Below are 12,487 nucleotides of genomic sequence, written 5' to 3' on the forward strand. Positions count from 1 at the left end.
TGTCCTTTAGGCGCCGAAAGACTGGTCAAGCAATGCATTGTCGAGCTTGCCGGCGCGGAAGCTCTTGCCCGACTCGACCGCGGTCACGATTACGCTGGCCGGACTGAACAGCATCGGATCGATCTTGAAGAAATCGTATTGGTAATGCTTGAAAATCTCCGCAAACGGCTTGCCGTAGTCCTTCGAAGTCGAGCTCGGCAATTCATTAGCAAGTTTTTCGGCCGCTTCGTCGCTGCCTTTCACGAACAGATGGACTTGGCCTGCAAACAGGATCGCATCGTTCGTGCGTCCCATCGCCTTCACGAAATTCGGATGCGGCGGGCAAGCCGGCGCGCTGCCGAAGCCGTCGACGATGTTTTCGAGCGGGAAATGCAAGGCATGGGCCTTGTGCATCGCGACTTCGAGCACGCGCGCGACGACCTGCAGGCCGCCGGCCAGCGAACTGGTCGGCGTCACGATCACGGTCAGCTTGCCGGGGTCGACCTTGCAGGCGGCGGCGACTTTTTCGACGATTGCCGGCGGCGGAACCGCATCGTTCTCGATCACCAGCACGGTCGAATCGAAACTGTCGCGGTAACCGAGTTCCTTGTAAAGCTCCTCGACCGGTTCTTCGTTGCCTTCCTTGACCTTGGTCGCCATCGCCCGGGCCGGCCCCGAACCCAACGCATAATATTTTTCGTGCGACAAACTCCAGCCCGCATATTGGCTGCCAAGGCATCCCAATACCGGATTGCCGGTATGCACATTGACCGTCAACGGCCAGTGGGCGGTATAAGGACTGTGGCTCAGCGTGACCGTTCCCATCCCGCCGAGGCAGATTTCGGCGATGATCCGTCCCGCTTCGAGGCCGCCCGGCACCTTGATACCCGCGTCGATGACCGTGCAGCCGTTGTCGAGAGTTTCGACCGCCACCCGCAGCTTGTCCGCATTGGCAATCAAATGCTGCACCAGGGGTTGGGTCAATTTATTCACACTCGCTTGATATTCCATAATTAAACCTTGATTAATCGATTGAAAATTTGTTGCTGCCTGGCCGCCAACTCCGCCTCCACCCGCTCCGGATCGCTTCGGCGGGAAATCACGCTGCACACGGGTTGCCCGGCATGACACAAGGCGCCGGCCTCGGGCCTGTCCATCACCCATTCGGGCCAGACGAGCCCTTCGGGAATCCTGAGGTCTCTATCGGCATAAACAATCCGGAAACCGGCAAATCCCTTCTGCGCCGGCAACGCCTCCGGAAGGGCGCCCTGGCAGGCTGCGATATGGCAAGTCAGCAATTCGCCATAACACTGCATGCTCGCGGACGGGCGCGGATTGATCTCCAGCCCATAGATCCGCTCGCCGTCCTGAATGAAATCGAGCGTGTTCAGACCTTTCAACCCAAAGGCCCGGACACACTGAGACAGCCAGCCGACCAACTGGACTTTCTGACCCGCGGATAAAATTGCATGATTAATGAGGCCGGAAAACGCAAATTCAAGGCCGGCGCCTAAATCGGCATGAAATTGGGTATGGAAGCCGACTACGCATGCCTTGTGCGTATCGGCCAAAAACAAAACGGAGCCCGGCGTTCCGGCCTGGAATTTTTGCCAGTAAACGCCGCGATCGGCTAAACCGGAAGAATAACGGCGAATACCCAGGCTGCCCTGCCCCTGCATCGGCTTGACCAGCCAACCGCCATTGGCGTCGGGCGCGACAAACGACACCGCCGGGAAGGGAATCCGCAGATCGGCCAGCCGTGCAAAAAAAACGGCCTTGTCCTGGAGGCGGCGGAAGACGGCGGGCGCATTCCCCAGCAGCGTCATTCGCCGATCCAGATAATCCAGGGTTTCCGGATAAGGCTCCACGCCGCTGCCGTAAACGGCTCGACCAACCCCGTAACGCCTGACAAGGCCATCCAGAACCGGGGCAACCTCTTCGACCGCCAACGACGGCAGACGGCAGACCTCGAGCGCGTATTCACGGGTGTCCAGATCGGCATAAAGATCGATCACCAGCGCTTTCAGGCCGGCCTTGAAAGCCGCCTCTGCCAGCATACGGCCGGAACCGGCAATGATCAGCAAAAAATCGGAGGAATTCAAATGCTGCGCAGGACCCAAGCTCGCGTCAAAAAACGATCCGTTTGGGGCCTACTCCACGACAACCAGACCGCCGCTGTTGCGGGCGCTCGCGCTGGAGAAAGCCAAGGTACCGCCGGCCGCGAATTTCCGTTCCGCCATTTCGATCAGGGCAGCCGCGCGATCGGCGCCGTTCACCATGCAAAAACCGGTCGGCCCCCAGGAGGTCTGCCCAACCGCGACCGCGCCCTGCTCGGCCAGCCACTGCATAGCCGAGGCCACTTCGGGACTGGTGTAAATGCCGCCCTGGACCGCCGCAAAATGCTCCCCGACCGACCGCTGCAGACGCGTGATCACCTCGCCGAACCTGGCGATATCGTTCTCGGCGATCGCAGGCAGCGCCTGCATCAATAACAGGTAGCACAACTGCTCGGCCTCGCGCCGAGGGAACAAGGGCAGTGCATGGAATGCCTGAATTTCCTGCAAACCGTGCAGGCCCTGTCCGCGCCTGTCGAAGACCAGGATAAACCGCCAGGCCTCCGGAATCGCCATCCGGACCAGCAGCGGCGGCGTAGCCGTGTGCTCGCCGCGTCCCCCGTCGACGACCAGCCCGCCTTGCTCGAACACGCCGATGCCGATGCCGGAGCGCTGCCCCCGAACCGTCACCTGGGCGATGTCGCGAACATTCAGTCCCAAACCGTAAAAAGCGCTCAACGCCGCCCCGATCGCAAGCGACATCTGGGTGCCCGATCCCAAACCAACATGCTCCGGTATCGCGCTTTCGATCCGGATTTCGAGCGCATCCGAAACACCCAATGCTTCGCACAGCCGCGTCAGGCATTTCTCCGCGCGCGCAGCCGAAGGCCCCGCAACACTGCGCCGGTCCGAGCCGGTTACCGTCAGGCGCGTCGCCTGCTCATTCAGCGCCACGCCGATGCTGCCGAAATGCCTTCCCAGGGCGCCGCTCAAATCGATAAACCCCATATGCAGCCGGGCCGGCGCGGTCACCGATACTTTCTGATGTCGAAATTGCAAAGGATCAGATCGAAAGTTGCATTGAAAAACAGGATATTATACACAAACCGGCCGGCGGCGGCGAACTAGCCCAGCTTCCCCGGCAGTTCCGCCAGATCGTTCAGCACGAACCGGCAACGGGCCAACGTGGCCGCATCTACCGGAAACATGGACGGCACCATCACCGGCAACGCCTTCGCTTCGAAAGCGGCTTCGATGCCGGCGGGCGAGTCTTCCAAAACCAGGCAGCGGCCGGCCTCAACCTTCAGCGCGGATGCCGCCCGCAGAAAAATATCGGGCGACGGCTTGGGACGCCGGACGTGATCGCGTGCAACGACGACCGGGAAAACACCGGAAAGCCCCGCCAGCGCCAAACAGGCCTCCGCATTAACCAAAGCGCTGTTCGTTGCCAGGCAAAACGGAATCGCTTCCCGGTTCAGATAATCCCGAAGCGAGTGAAAACCGGTCTTGACCTCGATCCCGTGCACCGCCACATGCTCCCGCCAGCAGTCTGCCGTCAGCCGGTTGAATTCGCCGTGATCGAATCCGGGGCCGCAAAAGCTTACGATCCGTCGGAGCACCGCATCGCCCGCCAGACCCGCCAGTCCTTCGAGAAAAACGTCCGGAAAATCGTAAAGCATGGCCCGTCCCGCTTCGCGCCAGGCCGCGCGGTAGGTCTTTTCGGTATCGAGCACCAGCCCGTCCATGTCGAAGATGACCGCCGAAATATCGGCCCGCTTAATCATGGATGACCCGGATATGTTCGCCGTGCGCCTCGCGGCTGGAACCGACCACGATATGCCGGACGCCTTCGGCGTTCCGTTCGAGCATGCCGGCCACCTCCACCGTTTCGCCCTTGCGCGCCTGCCCGGCATAAGTCGCGGTAAAACAGACGATCGCCGCGATCGAATCGTGCTCGATCCGGTAAACGGACGGATAGCCGAACGCCTGCTCGTCATCCGTAATCCGACAGGTCAATGTAACAGGCTCGAGCTTTTGATAATGCTGTGGCCTGTCCGATTCGTTCGGCTCGACCCAGCTCAAATCGAATTTGCGCCCGTTCACCAAGGCCTTGTTGAATTTCCGTTTTTCATGCCAGACGTACTCCTCGAAACTCAACGAACAATTACGGCGGCGGTACGATGCTTGCCAATCGCTGTCGCTCAGATCCTGCAGGCGATCCTGTTCGATCAACGCGCCCACGCCGGCGCGGCAGCGATGAAAAACCTCGCTCCCGTAGCAAACCAAATCGATATCGGAACTTTCTTTTTGCACGCCGACCAGCACCGACCCCGTGATGCCGATCCGGTTCAAGTCCACCCCTTGCTGCCTCAGCAATTCGCCGAGTTCAAAAACGTCGCGCTCGACCGGATCGTGGCGAAACTGCCGCATGATATGCCGAAAACGGTCCTTCGGCCGATGGTGCCTGACGATCCGTTCGACCTCCACCGCATGCAGGCGCGCATCCAGAATCGGCGAATAATGCAGATAATGAGGATGATTTCGGTACAGGAAGGCGTTCGCCTCGTCGGTCGCCTGCTTATGCCAATGGCCTTCGGCGTTTATGTAGCGTAAAAAGCACAGAGCCTTGCCTTGTTCGAGATGCGGATCGACAACTGCGAACAAGAGACCTTCGGCCGTTTCGATGAAATCTTTGGGAGAAAACACGGAAGATATTGAAGAAAAAAGGACGCAAGAAAACAAGGCCGGGCAGCGCTGAAATCGTTAAATCAAACAGCCGTGACCGGCGTATTCCGGGCGGGTAAAAAATGATGCGTACGCTTGCCTTACGGGCCTGAAACGCTGCCATTAGCGGACATTATAGCAAATCGCACTGCATCGCTATCTTCATCAGCTCCGCGAGACTGTCCGCCTGCAATTTTTCCATGATGCGCGCCCTGTGCGCATCGACGGTACGATTGCTGACCTTCAGGATTTTGGCCGACTCCTTGTTGGAATGGCTGCTGATGACCAAGCGCAGGACCTCCATTTCGCGCGGCGTCAGTTGCGCCAACCGCTGCAGAATCTCGCGCTTCAGGGACTGCTGGAATCGGGCATAGATATCCTTATGGATGCCCTCGGCGATGCGCTCCAGCAGCACGCTGTTTTCGAAAGGCTTTTCCAGGAAATCGATGGCGCCCGCACGAAACGCTTTCGCGGAATCGGCCACTTCGGCATGGCCGCTGATGAAAATGATCGGAATATCGAGGCTCCGTTCATTCAATGCCTTCTGCAATTCGAGGCCGCTCATTTCCGGCATTCTGACGTCCAGCAACAGGCAGCCCGGCCGTTCGGGGTCGTAACAGTCCAGAAATTCCAGAGCGGAAGCAAAGCTTTGTACATCGAACCCGGCCGTTTCGATCAGCAAGGTCAACGAATCGCGGACCGCAAACTCATCGTCTACCAGATAAACCATCGCGTCGTTCCGTTCAAAAACCATTCGCCTGCTCCTTTGAAGGTAAAGTGATATAAAAAGTACAACCGCTGCCGGGCAGGCTCGTGAAACGCAACGTGCCGTGATGCGCCTCGATTAGCGAGCGGCTGATCGACAGCCCCATGCCCATGCCGTTTTTTTTGGTCGTATAAAAAGGGGTCATGATTTTCGCAAGTTCGGCGGTGGCAATGCCGGGCCCGTTGTCTTCGACTCCGATTTCGATGAACCGGCGGCCATCCAGACGGGTATGTATCGCAAGCCGGCGCGGATGATCGTGAGCAAGATCTTTCATCGCTTCGATCGCGTTTCTGAGCAAATTCAGCAACACCTGCTCGATTTGGACCTCATTGACATAGACCGGCGGCAAATCATCCGCCAGATCCAGGCCGAGCTTGATATCTTGCAGCTTGATATCGTCCGCACACAGCCCAATGCAATCCCTGATCAGTTGATTGATGCAGACCAGTGTCCGTGTAGCGGTTTTCGAACGGATAAAATCGCGCATGCGGTGAATGATCTGGCCGGCGCGCAGCGCCTGCTGATGCGTTTTGGCGAGAATCCCGGCCAGTTTTTCGGTATCTAACTGAGGCATTTTAAGCAGGTTCAAGCTGACTTCCGTATAGGCGACGATGGCGGTCAGCGGCTGATTCACTTCATGCGCGATGCCCGAGGCCATCTCGCCCATCAAGCCGAGGCGGGTGACATGCGCCAACTCTTCCAGGTGCTCCCGGTTTTCCTGCTCCTGCAGCTTGCGCTGGGTGGTATCGCGCAGGATGCCGGTAAAATAAATCTCGCCGTCGATGCAAAATTCGGCCAACGACAAATCCAGCGGCACGCTCCACCCGCCTTTGTGCCGGGCTTCGACCTCCCGTATGCTGCCGATGATTTTGGAATGGCCGTGATCGATATAGTCCTTTATATATCGGCCATGCTGTACGGCTTGCTCGGGCGGCATCAGCAGATTGATGCTCCTGCCCACCAGTTCCTCCTCGGCATAGCCGAGTATCGCCTTGACTGCGGCATTCGCGGTGACTACACAGCCGTTCCGGTCTATCGTGATGATGCCTTCGACCGCCGCATTGAAAATCGAGTTGAGCTTGGCTTCCCGCTCCCGCAGGCGCTGCTTCGACTCCTCAAGCGCCGCAATATTCCTTCTCAACGCCTGATTACTCTCGGTCAGCTCGCGCGTCTGCTCAGCCAGTCTTCGCTCCAGCGTTCCGATCCTTTCTTCAGACGCCAGCAGGCTTTGTTGGGCGATAGACAGGCATTTTCGCAATTCGGCGACTTCCGCCGGCGCCTTATCGCAAAATCCGGGGACGGCTGATGAATTGGATTCAGAAGTCATAAATCGATACACCGGCAATGGCCAGGCGCCGCTATTGTATATCCGTTAGAAATAAAGGGGAACGCCGCGATCTTTAACTCGAGCGGAGATTCTACAGCATCGAGAACCCGCGGAAATTATATTATCTTGACAATTTCATGATAAAAGCCTCGGTAAACGCTTGCGCTCGGTGAATACTGAGACTTCGGTCTTCATCAAAAAGCTCAATTTCGCATAGGTATTTGTACGAATTGCCGAATGTCGATTGTTGTTGCTAGCATTCCAAAGTCATTAAGCTATCGATTATTTCAGGAGATCCAATGAATATACCCGATAAATCCCTGAATACTGATGCATATGGAAATACGGACCCCGACAAATTCCGACTGATGGTTGAGGAACGGGCTTACTTTAAAGCCGAAAGGCGAGGATTTGCAAACGGACATGAGCTGGACGACTGGCTGGAGGCCGAACAGGAAATCAGCAACCAGTGTCGCTATTGGTATTTGGATAACGACCCCTCCTAACCTCAGGGCATTTTTTGAACCCTATCTGAAAAAAACGAGGTATACCATGAGACGCAATATCCGTGTCAATAATGCCGTCGCGTATACGCCGGAAATAAGCAGACGCTGCGTCGCCTATCATGAAGCCGGTCATGCCGCCGCCATCTATCTGCTCAACCGGATACGCAACATTCCTCCGCTCTTATTCAATCTGAGATTCAGCGTCATTCACTCCGATACCGTTACCGATTTTCAGACCGCTTACGAAAACTATATCGCCTGCATTGAAGGCGGACGCCTGCTGCACACTTTACCCGATACGCTGGACGATTTCCGGTATATATCGGTAGAAAACGGGCAGGATTGGATTCGCACCCGGGAAAATTTATTGAACGCCTTCGACGCGGACATGATCAACCTGCTCGCAGGCTCCCTGGCGGAAGCCAAATTTGTCGCGGAAATGGATGACGAAATCTTTACCTACCGGCTGGTCGACCCGCCTGCACTGGAAAATTACGGCGGTTCCTTCGATCTGGCGCTAATCGAGGACTACTTGCAGCGCTACTCGCCCGATCAACAGACACGGGATCAGAAATTGAACCAATTACACCAGGTAGCATTCAATTTCATAAATGATTATCATAACTGGCGCGCCATCTCCAAGCTTGCGGAATTTATACTTGCGGCCGATAAGGATACGATTTGCTCCGAAGAAGTCGCGACAATCTTGGGAGAGTAAAACCTCCTGCACAGGCTTTTTTAATGCGTCGAACGCAGGCGATTTCATCGCCGCAGCATGGGTATCGATCTTTAATTCGGATCGATAAAAAACGCCTCGCAGACTCTCCCATCGGGATAAAAAACCAACCTCCGGGAAAACCTCATGGAAAAGCGTGAAAACGATATTGTGAAATTAGTGATCGCATCTTTAAGCCAGTTTATTGACTTTTTGAAAAACCTGCCGGGACGCGCGATGAATCTTTTGAGCGGCAAGGAACGGCCGGTCGATCTGAATAAAGCGCCGGACATGGATCCGAAGCAAAAAAGGATCATCATTTTTACGCTTGGCTTCATCCTGCTGCTGCTCGCCTTCAATAACCTGCAGGAGATCCGCCAGAGCGAAATCCCGTTCAGCCAGTTCATGACATTGATGCAGGAAGGGAAAATCGACAAAGTGGTCGTCTCGGAACATTACCTCAGCGGCGTCATTAAACCCGAGGCGGGCGAAAGCATAGGCAGACCTTTCACGACGGTGCCGCTCTGGCACTCCGAGCTGGCCGAAATGCTCGCCAAGAACAAAGTGGATTTCGTGGTCAGAAGCGGCGACAACTGGCTGTCCAATCTGATTTTCAACTGGATCATTCCGATCTTCATTTTCGTGTTCATCTGGTCCTGGCTGCTTCGCCGCAGCGCCGCCGCCGGCCCGCAGGCATTTCTGAATATCGGCAACAAGGCCCGGATTCACCAGGATACGCAGCCGAAAATCACCTTCAAGGATGTCGCCGGCGCCGACAGCGCCAAACAGGAACTCGGCGAGTCCATCGATTTTCTGAAAAATCCGGAAAAAATCCAGAAACTCGGCGGCCGCATGCCCAAAGGCGTACTGCTGGTCGGCCCGCCCGGCACCGGCAAGACCTTGCTCGCCCGCGCGGTTTCGGGCGAAGCGCAAGTGCCGTTTTTCAACATCAGCGGTTCGGAATTCATCGAATTGTTCGTGGGCGTAGGCGCCGCGCGCGTCCGCGACTTATTCGAACAGGCGCGCAACAAGGCGCCCTGCATCATCTTCATCGACGAACTCGATGCGATCGGCCGCTCGCGCGGCGGCCCGATAGTCATGGGCGGCCATGACGAACGCGAGCAAACCCTGAATCAGCTGCTGACCGAAATGGACGGCTTCGACACCTCCGTCGGGGTCGTCGTGATGGCGGCCAGTAACCGGCCCGAGGTGCTCGACAAGGCGCTGCTCCGCGCCGGCCGCTTCGACCGCCAGATCATCGTCGACAAGCCCGACCTGCAGGACCGCATCGAAATCCTGAAACTGCATACGCAGAGAATGATCCTGGCCAAGAACATCGACCTTGCAGTGATCGCCCGGCGCACGCCCGGCCTGGTCGGGGCCGATCTTGCGAATATTGCGAATGAAGCCGCGATTCTGGCGATTCGCAACGGCCATACGCAGGTGGAAATGCAGGATTTCGAAGCCGCGATCGACCGCATTCTGGCCGGTCCGGAAAAGAAGAGCCGGGTGTTGAATCCTGAAGAAAAACGCCGGGTCGCTTTTCACGAGGCGGGACACGCGCTGGTCGCGGAAACCGTGCCGACCGGCCAGCCCGTGCATAAGATCTCGATCATTCCTCGTGGTGTGGCGGGGCTGGGGCATACCTTGCAGCTGCCGGTCGAAGAAAAATTCCTGGCGACCGAAGACGAGCTGAAAGACCAGATCGCGATTCTGATGGGTGGACGGATGGCCGAGGAAACCGTTTTCGGCACTGTTTCGACCGGCGCGCAAAACGACCTCGAAAAAGCGACCGAAATCGCGCGCAGTATGGTTTGCAGCCTCGGCATGAGCAAGAAGCTCGGGCCGCCGGTCTACGGCAGGCGCCAGCATTTGCAGTTTCTGGAAACCGAAGTCTCCGAATACCGCAATTACAGCGACATCACGGCCAGCCTGATCGATGCCGAAATCAAGATGCTGATCGAGGAAGGCGAAAGCCGGGCGCGCGAAATTCTGACCACAAAACGCACGCTGCTCGATAAACTGGCTAATCTGCTGCAGGAAAAAGAAGTCGTGAACCGGGAAGAAGTCGTCGCCCTGATGGGCAAGTAATTTTCACCATAAGGCAGATTTTATTGATCCAATGCGGGCATCAGCGAGGTGGATTTGCCCGCAATGGCAGCCAAATGTTGTTCAATATCAGAATTTAACAGGAGAGGCCAGCTGCCTCCGGGGGTGGGCAGACTTCCTGACTGGCGGAAAAAACGGGTGAATCCGCTCGAACAATCGTCTCTCGAATATCTCGATGACTCGAAACCAGCAAACAAACGATTCACGCGGGGCCGCTCCATACAAATGGTCGGCCAAAGTCACGCGCGAAAGCAATGCCCTTAGCCTGGAACAGGGGGTCTTTACCTGGAAAGATCCGCAGCGGATTGCCGAATCGCTGAGGGATTCGGCCGAAGCAAGCACGCGCCGCAAGGCCGAGCCGTTCCGCTCGGCAATGTCGATGCTGGTATTTTATGTCAACCGCGCCGGCAAGAATCTGGATCCCGAACAGAAGCAAATCCTTGAACAAGCCAAACGGGCGCTGCGCGAATTGTATGGAAAAAAATGAGAGAGACCCGCGACCTCAACAAGCGCCCATTGAAATGAGGTTGTCGGCAGACGCCTCGTTTGGACGGCGAATCCGGGCAAAATCGTCGGAAGCCAAGCCAGCCGGATAAGCGAAGCCCGTGCTCCGAAAAAACCGGGCGAGCCGCCGCGAAAAACAGGACTTTCGGAGAGCGGCTTTTCTCCCCGCCTTGAAACGGAGAGAAAAGTCGATCTGATGTTATTGATCGAAATTGAAATAGGTCGTGGGCTGGTCGAAGTCCTCCCAAACATACTCCGATTGCACTAGGCTGTCGGTCGGAAGCGGACTGGTGATCACGTCGAATATCCCTGTCGCGGTTCTGCCGAGCGTATGGAGCGTGCCCAGAACCAAGCCGCCCGGTCCGCCGGCAATCGGATTGGTTTTATCGCTAACATAAGCGATATTTTTCGGCACTTCGCCAATGCCGGTAAATAGGTTTGCAAACCCTCGCGTAAATTTCGCGGACACATCGGAAACATAGCCTTCCGCCTGGCTGGGCGGAGCATACACACTGACCATCAAAGCGGTAGCCAACAACATACGATTAAATCTCAACATGAGTCTCCCCTTGTTTATTTTTTGCCATGGATAATAGTTTCGAATCGCTATTTGATTATAGATCAATTAAGCTGTGTGATCAAAAAAATGCGCCTTACTGATTTTCTTGCCGATGCCGCTCGGAAAACAGGTTGAAAAATTGTTTCGCCGTCCTGCCGCTTTTTGCAGCCCGCCTATGCGCAAACTCCAGCGCCTCCCGGTGCAATCGATCCCGATCGCCGCTATAGGCGGGAAAATAACTGTCGACGATGTTCAGGTAAGTCTGGGCCGAATGCGGATAGAACGCCAGCCATAAACCGAAACGGTCCGACAGCGAAATCTGTTCTTCGACCGCATCGGAATAATGCACCTCGCCATCCACCAGACGAGTGTCGAGGTTATCGCTCATCCGTTCCGGAAGCAAATGCCGGCGATTCGACGTCGCATACACCAGTACGTTCTCGGGCGGCAACTCGATCGAGCCTTCGAGCACGCTTTTCAGCGACTTGTAACGGCGGTCGCGCGCTTCAAACGAGAGATCGTCGCAGTAAACGATGAAGCGCTGCGGCAGTTCGCGGATTTCGTCGACAATCTCGGGCAAGTAAACCAGATCCTGTTTATCCACTTCAATGATCCTGAGCCCCTGCTCCCGGAATTCGTTCAAAAGCGCCTTGATCAGCGATGACTTGCCGGTACCCCTTGCCCCCCAGAGCAAGGCATTGTTGGCCGGCATGCCGGCCAGGAAACGTTCGGTATTGTCGAGCAATTGCCGTTTCTGTTCGTCGATGCCGACCAGATCCTTTAGCCGGATCGTATCCAGACGGGCGACAGGCCGTAAATATTCTTTATTCTGCCGCCAAATGGCCGCATAGGTCGTATGCCAATCGTTGGGCTTCACACTATGATCCTGAGATTTAAAGACAATGGAAACTGAAAAAACCGCCTGTTCAAGAAACAGTAAAGTATCGGGAAAATGCGCCTAAAGCAAGGAATCAATCTGATATGCTTTCAGGCTACGGATAAGCTGAAATAAACGTTCGCTTCCCCCTTTGAAAAAGGGGGATCGAGGGGGATTTATTTGAAAAATCTCCCCTAAATCCTCGGCAATCGCTCCTGCATTGCCCTACCTCCTGCATCCATGCAGTCGTCTTTTTCAAAGAGTGCCGTAGGTTGGGTTAGCGAAGCGTAACCCAACAGAATTCGGCTTCGAGTGTTGGGTTACGGCTAGCGCCTAACCCAACCTACGGAGTTTCCTCCTTTGAAAA

General features: G+C 56.1%; 13 protein-coding genes. 4 read left to right on the forward strand and 9 right to left on the reverse strand.

Annotated features, from left to right (window positions below; genetic code table 11):
* Positions 1-6 precede the first annotated feature (6 nt).
* From mch to CC94_RS0104585, 7 genes are all read right to left on the reverse strand, one after another.
* Complete coding sequence (gene mch, locus CC94_RS0104555) at positions 7-990, reverse strand: methenyltetrahydromethanopterin cyclohydrolase (protein WP_031429964.1); 984 nt, start codon at positions 988-990, stop codon at positions 7-9.
* Positions 991-992: 2 nt separating this feature from the next.
* Positions 993-2,063 (reverse strand): ATP-grasp domain-containing protein, encoded by a 1,071-nt coding sequence (locus CC94_RS0104560; protein ID WP_245619700.1) that lies wholly within the window; start codon positions 2,061-2,063, stop codon positions 993-995.
* A gap of 66 nt (positions 2,064-2,129) precedes the next feature.
* Entirely contained in the window at positions 2,130-3,092 is a 963-nt protein-coding gene (locus CC94_RS0104565) for a beta-ribofuranosylaminobenzene 5'-phosphate synthase family protein (protein ID WP_084675294.1), read from the reverse strand.
* Between the two features lie 65 nt (positions 3,093-3,157).
* Complete coding sequence (locus CC94_RS0104570) at positions 3,158-3,817, reverse strand: HAD family hydrolase (RefSeq protein ID WP_031429967.1); 660 nt, start codon at positions 3,815-3,817, stop codon at positions 3,158-3,160.
* Complete coding sequence (locus CC94_RS0104575) at positions 3,810-4,739, reverse strand: hypothetical protein (protein ID WP_031429969.1); 930 nt, start codon at positions 4,737-4,739, stop codon at positions 3,810-3,812. Before CC94_RS0104575 ends, CC94_RS0104570 begins: the two co-directional genes overlap by 8 nt.
* A 151-nt stretch (positions 4,740-4,890) precedes the next feature.
* A complete protein-coding gene (locus CC94_RS0104580; protein WP_005374349.1) occupies positions 4,891-5,511 on the reverse strand; it encodes a response regulator transcription factor in 621 nt (206 codons plus the stop codon).
* Positions 5,501-6,850, reverse strand: coding sequence for a two-component system sensor histidine kinase NtrB (locus CC94_RS0104585; protein WP_031429970.1), 1,350 nt, complete (start codon positions 6,848-6,850; stop codon positions 5,501-5,503). Before CC94_RS0104585 ends, CC94_RS0104580 begins: the two co-directional genes overlap by 11 nt.
* A 299-nt stretch (positions 6,851-7,149) precedes the next feature.
* Here CC94_RS0104585 and CC94_RS0104590 point away from each other — a divergent pair, with 299 nt between their 5' ends.
* The 4 genes from CC94_RS0104590 to CC94_RS0104605 all read left to right on the forward strand — a co-directional run bounded on the left by CC94_RS0104590 (position 7,150) and on the right by CC94_RS0104605 (position 10,667).
* Positions 7,150-7,356, forward strand: coding sequence for a DUF2934 domain-containing protein (locus tag CC94_RS0104590; protein WP_005374352.1), 207 nt, complete (start codon positions 7,150-7,152; stop codon positions 7,354-7,356).
* Between the two features lie 46 nt (positions 7,357-7,402).
* On the forward strand, positions 7,403-8,074 hold the full coding sequence (locus CC94_RS0104595; RefSeq protein ID WP_005374354.1) for a hypothetical protein: 672 nt from the start codon (positions 7,403-7,405) through the stop codon (positions 8,072-8,074).
* A gap of 234 nt (positions 8,075-8,308) precedes the next feature.
* Complete coding sequence (ftsH, locus tag CC94_RS0104600; protein WP_425411955.1) at positions 8,309-10,162, forward strand: ATP-dependent zinc metalloprotease FtsH; 1,854 nt, start codon at positions 8,309-8,311, stop codon at positions 10,160-10,162.
* A 193-nt stretch (positions 10,163-10,355) separates the two neighbouring features.
* Positions 10,356-10,667 carry a DUF3175 domain-containing protein gene (locus CC94_RS0104605; RefSeq protein WP_031429973.1) on the forward strand — a complete coding sequence of 104 codons (312 nt, stop codon included), beginning with the start codon at positions 10,356-10,358 and terminating at the stop codon, positions 10,665-10,667.
* Between the two features lie 216 nt (positions 10,668-10,883).
* On the opposite strand, the gene CC94_RS0104610 is transcribed toward CC94_RS0104605, so the two are convergent.
* Positions 10,884-11,243, reverse strand: coding sequence for an exosortase system-associated protein, TIGR04073 family (locus CC94_RS0104610; RefSeq protein ID WP_031429974.1), 360 nt, complete (start codon positions 11,241-11,243; stop codon positions 10,884-10,886).
* A gap of 94 nt (positions 11,244-11,337) precedes the next feature.
* Complete coding sequence (locus CC94_RS0104615; protein WP_031429976.1) at positions 11,338-12,120, reverse strand: ATP-binding protein; 783 nt, start codon at positions 12,118-12,120, stop codon at positions 11,338-11,340.
* Positions 12,121-12,487: the final 367 nt, after the last annotated feature.

This window comes from Methylomicrobium agile, assembly GCF_000733855.1.
Lineage (GTDB): Bacteria > Pseudomonadota > Gammaproteobacteria > Methylococcales > Methylomonadaceae > Methylomicrobium > Methylomicrobium agile.